The following is a 16,080-nucleotide window of genomic DNA, read 5'->3' as shown; positions in this document are numbered from 1 at the left end:
GCGCACCCTGTGCGCGCGTCCCACATGGAGACATCCCACATGAGCAGCAGGAACAGCCAGGCGGCCAAGTCGCAGGCGCGCGAGCGGCTGCGCGTCGAGCGCGAGCGCCAGGCCAAGCGTGCCAAGGTCAAGCGCCAGGTCGTCGTGGCCGGGTCGGTCGTCGCGGTCCTCGCCCTCGCGGGCGGCATAGGCTACGCGGTCGTCCAGGCGAACAAGCCCAGCCACTGGGAGGCCGCCAAGACCGCCCCCGTCGTCGCTCCCGCCAACACCTCGGGCAAGGACGGCACCACGGTCGTCATCGGCAAGGCCGACGCCAAGAAGACCCTGACGATCTTCGAGGACCCGCGCTGCCCGATCTGCGCGCAGTTCGAGCAGACGGTCGGCCCGACGGTCAAGAAGGATCTCGATGCAGGCGAGTTCAAAATTCAGTACGTCGGCGCCACCTTCCTCGACGACCGAATCCCGGGCGAGGGCTCCAAGAACGCGCTGAGCGCACTGGGCGCGGCCCTGAACGTCAGCCCCGAGGCCTTCCTCGATTACAAGAGCGCTCTCTACTCGACGAAATACCACCCGGACGAGCAGGACGACAAGTTCAAGAGCGACGACTACCTGATCAAGGTCGCGAACACCGTGAGCACCCTGAAGAACAACACCGCGTTCCAGAAGAACGTGAAGGACGGCACCTACGACAAGTGGGCGCTGGTGATGAACGACAAGTTCGACACGGACAGCAAGAAGTACAAAATCCAGGGAACTCCGACGTTGCTCATGGACGGCAAGATTCTCACCGGCAGCGACGGCACGAACGCCCCCATGTCGGTCCCCGACTTCAATACCGCAATACAGAAGGCTCTTCAGTCCTAGCTCCGCGGCCCACAGAGATGGGAAGTGTCCTGGGCCGGCTTCCGGCCCAGGACACTTCCCATTCGAACCGCTCGGTGAACTCGTCGATTCCATCGACCAGACAGTCAGCTCCTCGACCACATGCGCGTTGATCTCGTCCCGGCACCACACCGCCGATGCCCCGAGCTGGACATGGCCATGCCGATCTGATCGCATCACCGGAAAGGCCCGAGGCGAAACATCCGCCCGATCAGCGGCCTGACCCGTTTCAGCGTCCGGCCCTGGAACTCGTCGCCCCATCCCCGTGCGAGTGGTCCCGACTTCAACTCGCCATCCAGCCGCTCCCATTCATGGGAATCGAGCATGCTCGATCCGGACAGGGGGCCGGACGGGACGCGGGTGATCGTACGCCGCGAGCTCGCTCAACCCCAGGACGAACACGATCTGAACGACTGCGGGAAGAAGACGGACCACTGCCCCCCGGGACACCGCATCGGGTGATTCTGCGGTCAGCCAACCCGCACCCATGCGTCAAACCTGATCATTTTCGGCCAGATCCTTTCCGAGAATCCTGTAGTCAGCTCCATCGACATCCGATTGAATCGAGGTTCCATAAGATCACTTTGTCAGGGAAACGGGGAAACGCATGGGATTCCGCAAGAAGCTGGCGGGGGTGCTGGGGGCGACCGCACTGGCAATGAGCGGCGTCGCGGTGAACGTGGCGACCGCAGGCACGGCGGCCGCCGCAGCCTGTGATCACGTGTCGGCCAGCAACATATCCAACGGGGTTGTCGTGGTCGTGGGCGGCGCGAAGGCGTACAAGGAGCCCGCGTCGGAGTGCACGGCGGTACAGAGCATGGCGCCGGGCTTCGACCTGAACGCCTGGTGCTTCGTCGTCAACAGCTACGGCAACCAGTGGACCCGCGTGAACGAGGGATGGATCTACAACGGGCACCTGGCCCTCAAGTCGGGCACGGTGAAGCACTGTTGACCGGCGTCCGAGTCAGCTGACATCCGGCCGTTTCCACGGTTTCCTGAATCGCCCTCTCGGAATTCCTTCAATGGGTCCGAGGGGGCGCTCTGTTGGCTGAGGACCCAAACGAAACAAAGGGCGCATCCGGGAGCTCACTCGCGAATACCACACCAATCAGTAACCTGATGTGCTGTGACCAGTCGATATAGATCAACTCGGCTTCCGAGGGTGCCAACTCGCGCTCCCGCGCCGCCGTACGATCGTCAAGGCCACGGCGGCGACGGCTGTCCTGGCCGCTCCGCTCGTCGCCGCGCCGCCGGCTCGGGCCGCCTCGGACGCGCCCGCCTTCCTGCGCGGCATCTCCTCCGGCGACCCGCTGCCCGACGGTGTCCTGCTGTGGACCCGGGTGACGCCGAGCGCCGACGCCACCCCGGGCTCCGCCGTCGCCCGCGCCCGCGCCGGACGCCCCCGCGCTAAGGCCGCGCGTCCTCGATCTCGGCGAGAAAGCCGAGCGCCACGCGCCAGGTGGCCTCGGCGGCCTCCGCGTCCCAGTCGGGGAGGCCGGGGTCGGTGTAGAGGTGGCCGGCGCCGGGGTAGCGGTGGATCTCGACGTCGGCGCCGGTGCGGCCCATCTGGAGGTACCAGGCGCTCAGCCAGTCGTCGGTCTCGAACGGGTCGGGCTCGGCCACGTGCAGCTGGACCGGGAGTTCGTCGGCGGTGGCGTTGGGCGCGATGTCCGAGGTGCCGTGCAGCAGGAGCAGTCCGCGTGCCCGCTCGTCACCGAGGGCGAGGGTCTGCGCGACGGACGCGCCCAGCGAGAACCCGGCGTACACCAGGCCGCGTTCGGAGTACGGCGCCGCCGCGAGCACCGCGCGCCGCAGGAGTTCGTCCTTGCCGACGGACTCGTTGAACTCCATGCCCTCCTCGACCGTGGTGAACGTACGCCCTTCGAAGAGGTCGGGGGTCCACACCTCGTGTCCGGCGGCGCGCAGCCGGTCGGCCGCCTCGCGGACGGCGGGCCGCAGACCGTAGGTCGAGTGAAACAGCATGATGTTCATGGGGCCATCGTGCCAGCAGGGGCGCGGGCCGGGACGCGCGCCACCGGATACCCGCTCGGCGCCGGAAGTCACATGTTCATCACCCGCCGACTCCGGTTAGGCGCGCAGGCATGGAGAACGTACTTCGCCCCCTGATCGTGCTCGGTGGCGCCGTGCTGATCACCGTGGCGATCGGCTGGGCCACCGACCGGCTGCTGCGCAAGGCCGACGAGAGAAACCGCGAGACACCCCTGTGGGGGCTGCTGAGGCGCGCCCGCGTGCCATACCAGATCGTGCTGTGCACGGCCCTGCTGAGAGGCTCGTACGACCAGACGCAGCTGCTCCAGGAGCACCGGGTCGGCATCGGCAGGACACTGTCGCTGGTGCTGATCGGCGCGGCGGCCTGGCTGGCGATCCGGATCGCGGGCGCGGTCGTGGAGACCTCGTACAGCCGTTACGCGCGGGCCCACCGGGACGCGGCGCGGGTGCGCCGGGTGCGTACCCAGGTGGAGCTGATCATGCGGGTGGTCTCCGCGGTCGTCATCGTGGTGGCCGGGGCCTCGATGCTGCTGACCTTCCCGACGATGCGCGCGGCCGGGGCCTCGCTGCTGGCGTCGGCCGGGATTCTCGGCATCGTCGCCGGTGTGGCCGCGCAGTCCACGCTCTCCAACATGTTCGCGGGGCTGCAGATCGCCTTCGGGGACATGGTCCGCATCGGGGACACCGTGGTGGTGGACGGCGAGTGGGGCACGGTCGAGGAGATCACCCTGACCTTCCTGACCGTGCGCACCTGGGACGAGCGCCGGATCACCATGCCCGTGTCGTACTTCACGTCCAACCCGTTCGAGAACTGGTCGCGCGGCACCCCGCAGATGACCGGCACGGTGTTCTGGCACCTCGACCACAGCGCGCCCGTCGCGGAGATGCGGGAGAAGCTGAAGGAGATCCTGCGCGAGTGCCCGGCCTGGGACGGGCGTTCCTACGGGCTGAACCTCACCGACACCACCGCGAACACCGTCGAGGTGCGTGCCCTGGTCACCGCCAAGGACGCGGACGATATCTGGACGGTACGGGTCGCGGTGCGCGAGCGGATGATCGCCTGGCTCACCGAGAGCCACCCGTACGCCCTGCCCCGCGTCAACACCGGCGAGGCGGTGCCCCCGCCCCGCGCGGACGCCCCCGAGCGGGACCACCGGCCCACGCTCCGCAAGGCGTACGACCTCCCGCACACGGCCCGAGGCTGACGCCTCCCCGCCACCGAGGCCCCTTCCGGACCACACCCGGAGGGGGCCTCAGCGCAGACTGCGCACGTCCAGGTGGCGCAGCACCCGGTCCACCACCTCCGGATCGGCGCCGGGCTCGCTGCGGGCGGCCAGCACCTCGTGCCGGGCGGCGCTGAGCATGTCGCCCTGGATGTGCCGGATGCGCTTGAGTCGCCGCGCGCGCTGCCGGTGCGCCTCGCGGCGTTCCTCCTCGCCCATGTCGGGGCTGATCCGGATGCCGATGTCGAAGGCGCGGCGCAGCATCTGCTCGGAGAGTTCCTCGGGCAGCTCCTCCACCTGTTCGATCTCCCGCAGCCGCCGCCTCGCCGCCTTGGCCGCGCGGACCGCGAGTTCCTTCTCGAACGCCTTCTCCCGCTCGGAGTCCGCGCGCACCCGCAGGCGCTTCACCAGCCAGGGCAGAGTGAGGCCCTGGAGGACGAGGGTGGCGATGATGACCCCGAAGGCGATGAACACGATCTCGTCGCGGTCCGGGAAGGGTGAGCCGTCGTCCACCTGGAGCGGCACGGCCAGCGCCAGCGCGACGGAGGCCACCCCGCGCATCCCGGACCACCACATCACGACGGTCTCCCGCCAGCCGGTCGGGATCTCCTCGTCGTAGTCGCGCCGGGCGTGCAGCCGTTTGGTCAGCCAGGTCGCCGGCATGAGCCACATCAGCCGTACCAGGACGACGACCGCGGCGACGGCCGCCGCCCAGCCGAGGAGTTCGGCCCAGCGCCCGGCCGCCGTCCGGATGGCGTTGTGCAGTTCCAGGCCGATCAGCCCGAACGCGACCCCGGTGACCAGGGTGTCGATGATGTCCCAGAAGGTGTGCCCGGCCAGCCGGGTCATCACGTCGTCGGCGCCGGTGGCGTACTCGGACAGGAACAGCGCGGTGGTGAGCACGGCGAGCACCCCGGAGCCGCGCAGTTCCTCCGCGAGCACGTAGGAGGCGTACGGGACGAGCAGGGTGAGGCCGATCTGGAGGGTGGGGTCGCCGAGCAGGTCCATCAGCCGGTTGGCGCCCCAGCCGAGCGCCAGCCCGATCACCACCGCGACCACGGCCGACAGCACGAGGGCGAGCCCGGCCCGCCAGGGCGAGAACTCGCCGCTCACGGCGGCGGCGATGGCCACGTGGTAGAGCACGATCGCGGTGACGTCGTTGAACAGCCCCTCGCCCTCCAGGATGGACACCAGGCGGCGGGGCAGGCCGAGCCGTCCGGCGACTGCGGTGGCGGCGACCGGGTCGGGCGGGGCGATCAGCGCGCCGAGCGCGACGGCGGCGGCGACCGGCAGGCCGGGCACGATGGCGTGCGCGACAACGGCCACGCTGAGCGTGGTGACGAAGACCAGCGCGACGGCGAGCAGGAAGATCGGCCGCTTGTTGGCGGCGAACTGCCGCCAGGAGGTGCGCCGTACGGCCGCGTAGAGCAGCGGGGGCAGCAGCGCGGGCAGGATGAGATCGGGCGGGATGTCCACGTCGGGCACGAACCGGGCCACCGCCAGCACACCGCCCAGCACGGTCATCAGCACCGGCGCGGGCAGTCCCAGCCGGTCCCCGACCGGGACGCTCAGCAGGGCTCCGAGCAGCAGCACGAACAGCAGAGCCAACTGGTCCACGGGCGGGCACTCCCCGATCGACGGTCACTTCGCGGGTCGGCGCCAGCCTGTCACGCCGTTCCCCGCGCGGCCGTCTGCGCCACCCTGATCACGGCGGTGCCCCGCCGGGACCGGATCATGTCCGCGCACGGTCCGGACAGGACCGGGATCACACCACCCGGCCCTCCGGTACGTCAGACCGCGCGCCGCATCGAGCGGTGCGGGATGCCCGCGTCCAGGTACTCCGGGCCGTACGCCGCGTAGCCGAGGCGCTCGTAGAAGCCGGTGGCGTGGGTCTGGGCGTGCAGGTCCACCGCGGTCAGTCCGAGGGCGCGGGCCGCGTCCTCGATGGCCCGCACCAGGGCCACGCCGACGCCGAGACCGCGCGCCTCGCGGGCGACCGCGAGCCGTCCCAGGGAGCCCACCGAGGGGTCACCGCCGGTCTTCCCGGCTGCCGCCGCGCCGTGCAGCAGCCGCCCGGTGCCGAGCGGCACCCCGTCGTCCCGGACGGCCAGCACGTGCAGCGCGGTCGCGTCGTACGCGTCGTACTCGATGTCCTGCGGGACGCCCTGTTCGACCACGAAGACCTCCTTGCGCACCGCGAAGCAGCTCTCGCGGTCGGCGGGGTCGTCGGCGGTGCGGACGGTGTACGCCGTGCTCACGCGTAGGTCTCCTCGCGGACCCGGTCCAGTGCCCGCTGGAGGTCCTCGGGGTAGTCGCTGGAGAACTCCACCCACTGTCCGTCGCCGGGGTGCTCGAAGCCGAGCCGGACCGCGTGCAGCCACTGGCGGGTCAGGTGCAGCCGCTTGGCGATGGTCGGGTCGGCGCCGTAGGTGAGGTCACCGACACAGGGGTGCCGGTGGGCCGACATGTGGACGCGGATCTGGTGGGTGCGGCCGGTCTCCAGCTTCACGTCCAGCAGGGACGCGGAGCGGAACGCCTCGATGAGGTCGTAGTGGGTGACCGACGGCTTGCCCTCGGCGGTGACCGCCCACTTGTAGTCGTGGTTCGGGTGGCGGCCGACGGGGGCGTCGATGGTGCCGCTGGTCGGGTCCGGGTGGCCCTGGACCAGCGTGTGGTAGCGCTTGTCCACCGTGCGCTCCTTGAACTGGCGCTTCAGCGAGGTGTACGCGCGCTCCGACTTGGCGACCACCATCAGACCGGAGGTGCCGACGTCCAGGCGGTGCACGATGCCCTGGCGCTCGGCGGCGCCGGAGGTGGAGATCCGGTACCCGGCGGCGGCGAGACCGCCGATCACGGTGGGGCCGCTCCAGCCGGGCGAGGGGTGCGCGGCCACACCGACCGGCTTGACGATCACGACCACGTCGTCGTCGTCGTACACGATCTCCATGCCCTCGACGGGCTCCGCGACGATCCGGACCGGGGCGGGCGCCTGGGGCATCTCGACCTCCAGCCAGGCCCCGCCGTGCACCCGCTCGGACTTGCCGACCACGGCGCCGTCCACCTGCACCTTGCCGGACGCGGCCAGCTCGGCCGCCTTCGTGCGGGAGAAGCCGAACATCCGGGAGATGGCGGCGTCCACACGCTCGCCCTCCAGGCCGTCGGGCACGGGCAGGGTACGGATCTCGGGAATCGTGCTCACCCGTCGAGTATGCAGGACGGGCGTGACCCACCCGACCGGGCCTGTGGACAACCGTCCCCGCCCGGCCCGCCGGGCCTGTGGAAAACCGCCCCGGAACCGCCCCGGCTCAGTCCTTGTGGACGGTCCCGTCCGGGTCCAGGCCCCGGAAGGACAGCAGCACGATCAGGATGCCGCCGCACACGATGGCGGAGTCGGCCAGGTTGAACACCGCGAAGCCCTTGGGCGCGATGAAGTCCACGACCTCGCCGGTGAAGACGCCGGGCGAGCGGAAGATCCGGTCGGTGAGGTTGCCGAGGGCGCCACCGAGCAGCAGCCCGAGCGCGACGGCCCACGGGAAGCTGTACAGCTTGCGGGAGAGCCGGACGATGACCACGATCACGGCCGCCGCGATCACCGTGAAGATCACGGTGAAGGCGGCGCCGAACCCGAAGGCGGCACCGGGATTGCGGATCGCGTTCAGCTCCAGCCAGTCACCGATCAGCCGGATCGGCGGGTGGTGCTCCAGCTTGGCCACCACGAGCAGCTTGCTGACGATGTCCAGGGCGTACGCGAACGCGGCCACCGCGAACAGCACCGCGATCCGGCGCCCGCGCCCGGTCCGCCGGGCGGCGTCCGCCCCCGCGCCGGGCGCCGCCGAGGCGGTCGCGCCGGAACCGTCGGGCACGGCGGCGGCTCCGGCCTCGCCGCCGTCCGGGGTGTCCGGCGTACCGATGATGCGCTCCGCCTCTGCCATGTGCGTCCCTCAGCCTGGAAACCTTGACCGATGACGAGGGTACGGCACGGCACGGCCGGGCCTCCCGGTCAGGAGCGGCGTTCCTGCTTCTGCTTGCACTCCACGCAGAGGGTGGCCCTCGGGAACGCCTGCATGCGCGCCTTGCCGATGGCGTTGCCGCAGTTCTCGCAGACGCCGTAGGTGCCCGCGTCCAGCCGTTCCAGGGCGCGGTCGGTCTGGTCGAGCATCTCGCGCGCGTTGGCGGCGAGGGACATCTCGTGCTCGCGGGTGATGTTCTTGGTGCCGGTGTCGGCCTCGTCGTCGCCCGCGCCGTTCCCGGAGTCCCGCATCAGCCCGGCCAGGGCCGACTCGGAGGAGCTGATCTCGGCGCGCAGCCGCTCCGACTCGGAGTGCAGCTCCGTACGGGCCTCCTCGACCTCCTGGAGGGTCCAGGGGTCCTCACCGGGGCGTACCGCCAGCTCGGCGGGGTCCACGACGCCCGTGCGCGCCTTGGGCACCCCGCCGTCCTGCTCCGCCGTGACCGTGCCAGGAGTCTTCTTCGCAACCACTGTCGTGGCTCCCGTCTGCTCCGCGGCCCGCGCCGCGCCCGCCTTCTTGGCCGTGCTCCTGCCGCCCGCCCGCGCGGTTCCCTCCGCGTGGGCGGCCTTCCCGCCCGCCGCTCCGGCGGCGGTCCTACGGGTGGTCTTCTTGGCGGTCCTCCCGGCAGCCGCCCGCGTCCCCTCCCCCGCGGCCGTCGTCCCGGCCGTCCCCTCGTGCGCGGCCCGCTTCGCCGCCGTCTTCTTCGCCGCGCCCTTCCCGGCGGCGGCTTTCCGTGCCGTCGCCTTCCCGGCCGCCGTCGCCTTCCCGGAAGCCTTCTTCGCCGTCCGCGCCGCGTCCGTACCGCTGTCCCCGGCCGCGGGCGTCCCCTCGGCACCGGCCACGGCCTTCTTCGCCGTCGTCTTCCTAGCGACCATGACCGCGGCCCCTTCACATGTGGTGATCATGTTCGTCAATCGTGCTGGGACGATAAATCGACTTGGCGCCCGCGGCAACGGGGCACACCGCCCGATTCGCCCGCCCGCACCCCCTCCCCGGCCGACTGCATCCGTTGTGCCCAGCAACCCGCCGGGTAATCGCCGCGCGCCCCGTCCCTCGCGCCCGGCCGCCGGAGCGCGGCGCATTCGGCCCAGCCGGGCGCCCTACGCGTCCCGTGCGCACATCCGGTCGGCCGCTGTCGGCGGGGCGCCGTACACTTGCGGCAGCGAGAAGCGTGGATGGGGACGAGTAGCGGCGTACGCGGCGCAGAGCGATCCGGGGACGGTGGGAGCCCGGAGGCCGGCGCGACGTGAAGATCACCCCGGAGCCGCCGGAGGAAAGCCCGCCCGTCGGGCCGTAGAACCGGCTTCGCACCCCAATGAGGGGGCCCGCCCGGGGTCAGGCGCCGCGGGATGGCCAAGGAGGGTGGTACCGCGGGAGCGCGCCGCACACGGCGTAGGCAGCACGAGGCTCTCGTCCCTCCGACGGAAGACAGCACGTCCGTTGGAGGATGCCCGCAGATGACAGCGCCGACGTACCGCCAGGTGCCCGCCCAGGTCGATTTGCCCGCGCTGGAGCACGCCGTGCTCGACTTCTGGCGCGACCAGAAGATCTTCGCCAAGACCCTGGAGCAGTCCGAGGGGCGCCCCGAGTGGGTGTTCTACGAGGGCCCGCCCACCGCGAACGGCATGCCCGGTGCCCACCACATCGAGGCCCGCGTCTTCAAGGACGTCTTCCCCCGCTTCCGCACCATGCGCGGCTACCACGTGGACCGCAAGGCGGGCTGGGACTGCCACGGCCTTCCCGTGGAGCTGGCGGTGGAGAAGGAGCTGGGCTTCACCGGCAAGCAGGACATCGAGGCGTACGGCATCGCGGAGTTCAACGCGAAGTGCCGCGAGTCGGTGACCCGGCACACCGACGCCTTCGCCGAGCTGACGACCCGCATGGGGTACTGGACGGACCTGGACGGCGCGTACTGGACGATGGCCCCCGAGTACGTGGACTCGGTGTGGTGGTCGCTGAAGCAGATCTTCGACAAGGGCCTGCTGGTCCAGGACTACCGGGTGGCCCCCTGGTGCCCGCGCTGCGGCACCGGCCTGTCCGACCACGAGCTGGCGCAGGGGTACGAGACGGTCGTGGACCCCTCGGTCTACGTCCGCTTCCCGCTCACCTCCGGCCCGCTGGCCGGTACGGCGTCGCTGCTGGTGTGGACGACGACCCCGTGGACCCTGGTCTCCAACACCGCCGTCGCCGCGCACCCCGAGGTCACCTACGCGGTGCTCACCGACGGCACCGAGCAGCTGGTCGTCGCCGAGCCGCTCGTCGGCAAGGCGCTCGGCGAGGGCTGGGAGCGCACCGGGGCGACCTTCACCGGCGCCGAGATGGAGCGCTGGACGTACCGGCGCCCCTTCGAGCTGGTGGAGTTCACCGAGCCCGCGCACTACGTCGTCAACGCCACCTACGTGACCACCGAGGACGGCACGGGTCTGGTCCACCAGTCCCCCGCGTTCGGTGAGGACGACCTCAAGGTCTGCCGCGCCTACGGCCTCCCCGTGGTCAACCCGGTCCGCCCGGACGGCACCTTCGAGGCGGAACTCCCGCTGGTCGGCGGGGTGTTCTTCAAGAAGGCCGACGAACGCCTCACCGAGGACCTCAAGGACCGCGGCCTGCTGTTCCGGCACCTGCCCTACGAGCACAGCTACCCGCACTGCTGGCGCTGCCACACCGCGCTGCTGTACTACGCGCAGCCGTCCTGGTACGTCCGGACCACCGCGATCAAGGACGAACTCCTCGCGGAGAACGAGAAGACCAACTGGTTCCCGGAGACCATCAAGCACGGCCGCTACGGTGACTGGCTGAACAACAACATCGACTGGGCGCTGTCCCGCAACCGCTACTGGGGCACCCCCCTGCCCATCTGGCGCTGCGACGAGGGGCACCTCACCTGCGTCGGCTCCCGCGCGGAGCTGACCGGGCTGACCGGCACCGACCACACGGAGCTGGACCCGCACCGCCCCTACATCGACGCCGTCACCTTCGGCTGCCCCGAGGAGGGCTGCGCGGCGACCGCGGTGCGCGTCCCGGAGGTCATCGACGCCTGGTACGACTCGGGTTCGATGCCGTTCGCGCAGTGGGGCTACCCGTACAAGAACAAGGAGCTGTTCGACAGCCGCTACCCGGCGCAGTTCGTCTGCGAGGCGATCGACCAGACCCGCGGCTGGTTCTACACGCTGATGACGGTCGGCACCCTGGTGTTCGGGGAGTCGTCGTACGAGAACGTGGTGTGCCTGGGCCACATCCTGGCCGAGGACGGCCGCAAGATGTCCAAGCACCTGGGCAACACCCTGGAGCCCATTCCGCTGATGGACCAGCACGGCGCGGACGCGGTGCGCTGGTTCATGGCGGCCGGGGGCTCCCCGTGGGCGGCCCGCCGGGTCGGGCACAACACCATCCAGGAGGTCGTCCGCAAGACGCTGCTGACGTACTGGAACACGGTCGCCTTCCAGGCGCTGTACGCCCGTACGTCCGGCTGGGCGCCGTCCGCCGCCGACCCCGCCCCGGCCGCCCGGCCGCTGCTGGACCGCTGGCTGCTGTCCGAACTGCACGCGCTCACCGACCAGGTGACGCGGGCGCTGGAGTCCTTCGACACCCAGCGCGCCGGAAAGCTGCTCTCGGCGTTCGTGGAAGACCTGTCCAACTGGTACGTCCGACGTTCGCGCCGCCGCTTCTGGCAGGGCGACAAGGCCGCGCTGCGCACGCTGCACGAGGTGCTGGAGACGGTGACCCAGCTGATGGCGCCGATCACTCCGTTCATCGCGGAGCGGGTGTGGCAGGACCTGGTGGTGCCGGTGACGCCGGGCGCCGCCGAGTCGGTGCACCTGTCGTCCTGGCCGGAGGCGGACCTGGGCGCGATCGACCCGGAGCTGTCGAAGCAGATGGTCCTGGTGCGGCGGCTGGTGGAGCTGGGCCGGGCGACCCGCGCGGAGTCCGGGGTGAAGACGCGTCAGCCGCTGTCCCGCGCGCTGATCGCGGCGTCCGGGTTCGACGCGCTCGACCCCGAGCTGCACGCGCAGATCACCGAGGAGCTGAACGTCTCGAAGCTGGCGTCGCTGGCGGAGGTCGGCGGTTCGCTGGTGGACACCACGGCGAAGGCCAACTTCCGCGCGCTGGGCAAGCGGTTCGGCAAGCGGGTGCAGGACGTGGCGAAGGCGGTCGCCGCCGCCGACGCCGCCGCGCTCTCCCTGGCGCTGCGCGAGGGCACCGCGTCGGTGGAGGTGGACGGGGAGACCGTCACGCTCGCCCCGGACGAGGTCATCGTCACCGAGACCCCGCGCGAGGGCTGGTCGGTGGCCTCCGACTCCGGTGCCACGGTGGCGCTGGACCTGGAGATCACCGAGGAGCTGCGGCGGGCGGGGCTGGCCCGTGACGCGATCCGGCTGATCCAGGAGGCCCGCAAGAACAGCGGCCTGGACGTCGCGGACCGTATCGCGCTGCGCTGGACGGCGACGGACCCGGCGGTGGTCGCCGCGCTGACCGAGCACGCCGGTCTGATCGCGGACGAGGTGCTGGCCACCGACTTCGCACAGGGCGAGGCGGACGGCGGCTACGGCGAACCGTTCACCGACGAGGGCCTGTCGCTGGTCTTCCGGCTGCGCAAGGCATAACCGGGCGAGGCGTCACCCGGCGGCGTACGGGGCCCGGTCCGGCACACGGACCGGGCCCCGACCCGTCTCCGGAGCACCGGCCGCGTCCGGGACACCGACCGTCTCCGGGACACCGGCCGCCTCCCTACCGGGCGCAACGCGCGTCAACGCGCGTAAAAAGGGCGGGACCCCGGATCTTCTCGATCCGGGGTCCCGCCCTCACGGCTGCCGACGCCGTTGTCGTACGGGTACCGCTGCCCGCTCAGGCCGCCGTCAGTTGTCGTCCTCGTCGATCAGGAACCCGCGCATCGGCGAGGGCGCCTGGCCCATCGGGGACGGACCCTGCGGACGGACCGGGGCCATCGGCTGGGTCATGGCCGGGGTCATCTGCTGCTGGCCGCCGTAGGACGGGGCCGCCGGGGACGGGGCACCCATCGACGGGTTGCCGCCGTAGGACGGGGCGCTCGCACCGGCCGGGGCCATCGAGGGCGCCGGGGACGGCGGCAGCGACGGAGCGGCCGGGGAACGCGGCGGGGCGAGGGAGTCGTCCGCCTGCGTCTCCAACTGCCGGAGCTGGGACTCCAGGTAGGACTTCAGCCGGGTGCGGTACTCGCGCTCGAAGCCGCGCAGGTCCTCGACCTTGCGCTCCAGCGTGGCGCGCGCGGACTCCAGCGAGCCCATCGCCACGCGGTGCTTCTCCTGCGCGTCCCGCTCCAGGGCGTCGGCCTTGGCGCGCGCGTCGCGCTCCAGACCCTCGGCGCGGCTGCGGGCCTCACCGACGATCTTGTTGGCCTCGGAGCGGGCCTCGGCGATCGCCTGGTCGGCGGTCTGCTGGGCCAGCGAGAGGACACGGGCGGCGCTGTCGCCGCCGGGGCCCTGACCGGGGCCGCCCATCGGGCCACCCATCGGACCGCCCATACCGCCCATCGGGCCGCCCATCTGCTGCGGCACGGGCTGCTGGCCCATCGGGCCCTGGCCCATCGGACCGCCCTGGCCCATCGGACCAGGACCCATCGGACCCTGGCCCATCGGGCCGGGACCCTGCGGGCCGCCCTGTCCGCCGGGACCGGCGGGAAGCTGCGGGGCACCGCTCGGCAGCTGCGGCGGGCCGCCCATCGGGCCGCCCATCTGCTGCTGCGGCGGGCCCGATATGCCGGCGGGCACCGGGGCGCCGGGACCGCGCATGCCCTGCTGCGGCATGCCGCCCTGCTGGGGCATCCCCTGCTGCATACCGCCCTGCTGCCCAGGCATGCCACCCTGCTGGGACTGGTCCTGCTCCGGGGGCTTGCGCATGTTCTGCTGGTTCTGCGCGGCGGCACGGGTCGCCGCGGCCAGCTTGGCGCGCAGGTCCTCGTTCTCCCGCAGCAGACGGGTCAGTTCGGCTTCGACCTCGTCGAGGAAGGCATCGACCTCGTCCTCGTCATAGCCTTCTCGGAGGCGGACGGTCGTGAACTGCTTGTTCCGCACGTCCTCGGGGGTCAACGGCATCTCTTCACCTCAACGTAGTCATCGGCAGTCGGCAAGACCGTATCGTCCACCCTCATCACACGAAGTTCCGCACGACGGCGATCAGGATGTAGACGATGATCATCAGTACGAAGAAGGACAGGTCGAGCGCCACGCCCCCGAGACGCAGCGGCGGAATGAACCGCCGCAGAAGCTTCAGCGGTGGATCGGTGACAGTGTAGGTGGCCTCCAGTACGACCACCATCGCCTTGCCGGGTTGCCACGAGCGGGCGAACTGGAAGACGTAGTCCATGACCAGCCGGAAGATCAGCACGACGAGGAACACCATCAGCGCGATGTAGATCACCTGCGCGAACACGCTCATGGTCTGACTTTCCCTCTCCCCTGTTCCGTGCTTCTTCCGGTGGTGCGTCTTCAGCTCTGGTTGAAGAACCCGCCCTCTGCGATGCGGGCCTTGTCCTCCGCCGTGACATCGACGTTAGCAGGAGACAACAGGAACACCTTCTGCGTCACCCGCTCGATACTGCCGTGAAGACCAAACACCAAACCGGCCGCGAAGTCGACAAGTCGCTTGGCATCGGTGTCGTCCATCTCCGTGAGATTCATGATCACCGGAGTGCCCTCGCGGAAGTGTTCCCCGATGGTACGGGCCTCGTTGTAGGTCCGCGGGTGCAATGTGGTGATCCGGTACGGCTCTCGTTCCGACACGACCTTGGGCATGATCACCGGCGCGTTCTTCTCCAGGGACTGGCGTTCTTGTGTGATGGATGCCACGGGCGCGATCCGTGCGGGGCGCCCGGATTCCGCGGCGAGCGAAGCGGACCGGGCCACCGGCTCGCGCGGGGCGGGAGGTTGCACGATTCGCACCTCTTCGTCCCTTTGGGGCTGGTGCGTACCGTGTGAGGAGTGCGACGGCTCGTGCCGCCGGTGGTCCCGCTCGGGTTCCGGGTCCAGTTCGGGCTCGAAGTCGTCGTCGGGATCGAATCCGCGGCCGTCGTACCCATCGTCCTCCACGAGGCCGAGGTAGACCGCCATCTTGCGCATCGCGCCGGCCATGCTCTGAGTCCTCCGCTCTGTGGTGGATCGACTGACGACTGCCAAATGCCCGCGATCCACGGGGTCGTTGCGCCCGCCTTGGACGGGCATTGACCATATTTTCTGCTGTGGTCCGACTCTTGGCGACGTTACCCGAGCCTCGGGCGGACTCCGAGTACCGCACTGCCGACGCGCACATGTGTCGCTCCGGCCGCCACGGCCTCCTCCAAATCCGCGCTCATCCCTGCGGACACCATCGTCGCAGCCGGATGGTCCCGGCGCAGGTCTGTGGACAAATCCATGAGCCGGTCGAACGCCGCGCGTTCGCGTCCGGCGTACTCGCCGGACAGCGGTGCGACGGTCATCAGACCGTCCAGCCGCAGTCCGGGGGCCGCGGCCACCAGCGCGGCCAACTCCGCGATCCCGCCGGGCGCGACACCGCCGCGCTCGCCCCGGCCGTCGGCCGCCGCGTCCAGCGCCACCTGGATCAGACAGCCGAGTTCACGCCCGGCCGCCTCCGCCTGCGCGGAGAGCGCGGTGACCAGGCGGGCCCGGTCCACGGAGTGCACGACATCGGCGTAACCGACCACGGAACGCGCCTTGTTGGTCTGCAACTGGCCGACGAAGTGCCAGGTCAGCGGAAGGTCGGCGCAGGCGGCCGCCTTGGGGGCCGCGTCCTGGTCGCGGTTCTCCGCGACATGAAGGACGCCCAGTCCGGCCAGGATGCGGACATCGCTCGCCGGGTAGGTCTTGGTGACCACGATCAGGGTCACCTCGTCGCGGTCCCGGCCCGCCGCCGCGCACGCGCCGGTGATCCGCTCCTCGACCGCCGCGAGATTCGCGGCGAGTTGGGTCCTGCGGTCGGTCATCTTC

Annotated in this window: 14 protein-coding genes and 2 pseudogenes; 5 read left to right on the top strand and 11 right to left on the bottom strand. The window is 70.8% G+C overall.

Annotated features, from left to right (window positions below; all coding sequences use genetic code 11):
* Positions 1–39 precede the first annotated feature (39 nt).
* Entirely contained in the window at positions 40–864 is an 825-nt protein-coding gene (locus KUM39_RS14905; protein ID WP_217786104.1) for a thioredoxin domain-containing protein, read from the top strand.
* Positions 865–1,070: 206 nt separating this feature from the next.
* Here the strand turns inward: KUM39_RS14905 and KUM39_RS28875 are convergent.
* A pseudogene (locus tag KUM39_RS28875) lies at positions 1,071–1,193 on the bottom strand (IS630 family transposase); the annotation flags it as partial.
* Positions 1,194–1,489: 296 nt separating this feature from the next.
* Between KUM39_RS28875 and KUM39_RS14900 the strand changes: the two are divergent.
* Both KUM39_RS14900 and KUM39_RS28205 read left to right on the top strand, forming a co-directional pair.
* Positions 1,490–1,834, top strand: coding sequence for a hypothetical protein (locus tag KUM39_RS14900; protein WP_217786103.1), 345 nt, complete (start codon positions 1,490–1,492; stop codon positions 1,832–1,834).
* Positions 1,835–2,008: 174 nt separating this feature from the next.
* Positions 2,009–2,261, top strand: a pseudogene (locus KUM39_RS28205) (PhoD-like phosphatase N-terminal domain-containing protein); the annotation flags it as partial.
* 28 nt (positions 2,262–2,289) lie between these two features.
* Here KUM39_RS28205 and KUM39_RS14895 read toward each other — a convergent pair.
* Entirely contained in the window at positions 2,290–2,874 is a 585-nt protein-coding gene (locus tag KUM39_RS14895; RefSeq protein WP_217786102.1) for a dienelactone hydrolase family protein, read from the bottom strand.
* Positions 2,875–2,984: 110 nt separating this feature from the next.
* Between KUM39_RS14895 and KUM39_RS14890 the strand changes: the two genes are divergently transcribed.
* The gene (locus tag KUM39_RS14890) at positions 2,985–4,097 is read left to right on the top strand and encodes a mechanosensitive ion channel family protein (RefSeq protein WP_217786101.1); all 1,113 of its coding nucleotides are present in this window, start codon (positions 2,985–2,987) and stop codon (positions 4,095–4,097) included.
* A 48-nt stretch (positions 4,098–4,145) separates the two neighbouring features.
* Here the strand turns inward: KUM39_RS14890 and KUM39_RS14885 are convergent, their stop codons facing one another.
* From KUM39_RS14885 to KUM39_RS14865, 5 genes are all read right to left on the bottom strand, one after another.
* Positions 4,146–5,732 carry a Na+/H+ antiporter gene (locus tag KUM39_RS14885; RefSeq protein WP_217786100.1) on the bottom strand — a complete coding sequence of 529 codons (1,587 nt, stop codon included), beginning with the start codon at positions 5,730–5,732 and terminating at the stop codon, positions 4,146–4,148.
* 173 nt (positions 5,733–5,905) lie between these two features.
* The gene (locus KUM39_RS14880; protein WP_217786099.1) at positions 5,906–6,373 is read right to left on the bottom strand and encodes a GNAT family N-acetyltransferase; all 468 of its coding nucleotides are present in this window, start codon (positions 6,371–6,373) and stop codon (positions 5,906–5,908) included.
* Positions 6,370–7,314, bottom strand: coding sequence for an RluA family pseudouridine synthase (locus KUM39_RS14875; RefSeq protein WP_217786098.1), 945 nt, complete (start codon positions 7,312–7,314; stop codon positions 6,370–6,372). Before KUM39_RS14875 ends, KUM39_RS14880 begins: the two co-directional genes overlap by 4 nt.
* Before the next feature lie 106 nt (positions 7,315–7,420).
* Positions 7,421–8,047, bottom strand: a complete 627-nt coding sequence (gene lspA, locus KUM39_RS14870; protein WP_217786097.1) for a signal peptidase II — start codon at positions 8,045–8,047, stop codon at positions 7,421–7,423.
* A gap of 68 nt (positions 8,048–8,115) precedes the next feature.
* Positions 8,116–9,000: a TraR/DksA family transcriptional regulator gene (locus tag KUM39_RS14865; protein ID WP_246620140.1), complete on the bottom strand. Its 885-nt coding sequence runs from the start codon at positions 8,998–9,000 to the stop codon at positions 8,116–8,118.
* A 582-nt stretch (positions 9,001–9,582) separates the two neighbouring features.
* Here KUM39_RS14865 and ileS point away from each other — a divergent pair.
* Positions 9,583–12,726: an isoleucine--tRNA ligase gene (ileS, locus tag KUM39_RS14860; protein ID WP_217786095.1), complete on the top strand. Its 3,144-nt coding sequence runs from the start codon at positions 9,583–9,585 to the stop codon at positions 12,724–12,726.
* A gap of 252 nt (positions 12,727–12,978) precedes the next feature.
* Here the strand turns inward: ileS and KUM39_RS14855 are convergent, their stop codons facing one another.
* The 4 genes from KUM39_RS14855 to KUM39_RS14840 all read right to left on the bottom strand — a co-directional run bounded on the left by KUM39_RS14855 (position 12,979) and on the right by KUM39_RS14840 (position 16,076).
* Positions 12,979–14,193: a DivIVA domain-containing protein gene (locus KUM39_RS14855; protein ID WP_217786094.1), complete on the bottom strand. Its 1,215-nt coding sequence runs from the start codon at positions 14,191–14,193 to the stop codon at positions 12,979–12,981.
* A gap of 55 nt (positions 14,194–14,248) precedes the next feature.
* Positions 14,249–14,536 (bottom strand): YggT family protein, encoded by a 288-nt coding sequence (locus KUM39_RS14850; protein WP_217786093.1) that lies wholly within the window; start codon positions 14,534–14,536, stop codon positions 14,249–14,251.
* A 50-nt stretch (positions 14,537–14,586) separates the two neighbouring features.
* Positions 14,587–15,228 carry a cell division protein SepF gene (locus KUM39_RS14845; protein ID WP_217786092.1) on the bottom strand — a complete coding sequence of 214 codons (642 nt, stop codon included), beginning with the start codon at positions 15,226–15,228 and terminating at the stop codon, positions 14,587–14,589.
* A 128-nt stretch (positions 15,229–15,356) separates the two neighbouring features.
* Entirely contained in the window at positions 15,357–16,076 is a 720-nt protein-coding gene (locus KUM39_RS14840; RefSeq protein ID WP_217786091.1) for a YggS family pyridoxal phosphate-dependent enzyme, read from the bottom strand.
* Positions 16,077–16,080: the final 4 nt, after the last annotated feature.

This window comes from Streptomyces corallincola (assembly GCF_019104725.1).
Taxonomy (GTDB): Bacteria; Actinomycetota; Actinomycetes; order Streptomycetales; family Streptomycetaceae; genus Streptomyces; species Streptomyces corallincola.
The sequence above is the reverse complement of the archived record's forward strand: the minus strand, read 5'-3'. Positions and strand labels throughout refer to the sequence as shown.

What these genes read in the sequence shown, in the direction of transcription:
- KUM39_RS14905 (WP_217786104.1), top strand. Translation starts at nt 40, where the DNA reads ATGAGCAGCAGGAACAGCCAGGCGGCCAAGTCGCAGGCGCGCGAGCGG.
- KUM39_RS14900 (WP_217786103.1), top strand. Translation starts at nt 1,490, where the DNA reads ATGGGATTCCGCAAGAAGCTGGCGGGGGTGCTGGGGGCGACCGCACTG.
- KUM39_RS14895 (WP_217786102.1), bottom strand. Translation starts at nt 2,874, where the DNA reads ATGAACATCATGCTGTTTCACTCGACCTACGGTCTGCGGCCCGCCGTC.
- KUM39_RS14890 (WP_217786101.1), top strand. Translation starts at nt 2,985, where the DNA reads ATGGAGAACGTACTTCGCCCCCTGATCGTGCTCGGTGGCGCCGTGCTG.
- lspA (WP_217786097.1), bottom strand. Translation starts at nt 8,047, where the DNA reads ATGGCAGAGGCGGAGCGCATCATCGGTACGCCGGACACCCCGGACGGC.
- KUM39_RS14865 (WP_246620140.1), bottom strand. Translation starts at nt 9,000, where the DNA reads ATGGTCGCTAGGAAGACGACGGCGAAGAAGGCCGTGGCCGGTGCCGAG.
- ileS (WP_217786095.1), top strand. Translation starts at nt 9,583, where the DNA reads ATGACAGCGCCGACGTACCGCCAGGTGCCCGCCCAGGTCGATTTGCCC.
- KUM39_RS14855 (WP_217786094.1), bottom strand. Translation starts at nt 14,193, where the DNA reads ATGCCGTTGACCCCCGAGGACGTGCGGAACAAGCAGTTCACGACCGTC.
- KUM39_RS14850 (WP_217786093.1), bottom strand. Translation starts at nt 14,536, where the DNA reads ATGAGCGTGTTCGCGCAGGTGATCTACATCGCGCTGATGGTGTTCCTC.
- KUM39_RS14845 (WP_217786092.1), bottom strand. Translation starts at nt 15,228, where the DNA reads ATGGCCGGCGCGATGCGCAAGATGGCGGTCTACCTCGGCCTCGTGGAG.
- KUM39_RS14840 (WP_217786091.1), bottom strand. Translation starts at nt 16,076, where the DNA reads ATGACCGACCGCAGGACCCAACTCGCCGCGAATCTCGCGGCGGTCGAG.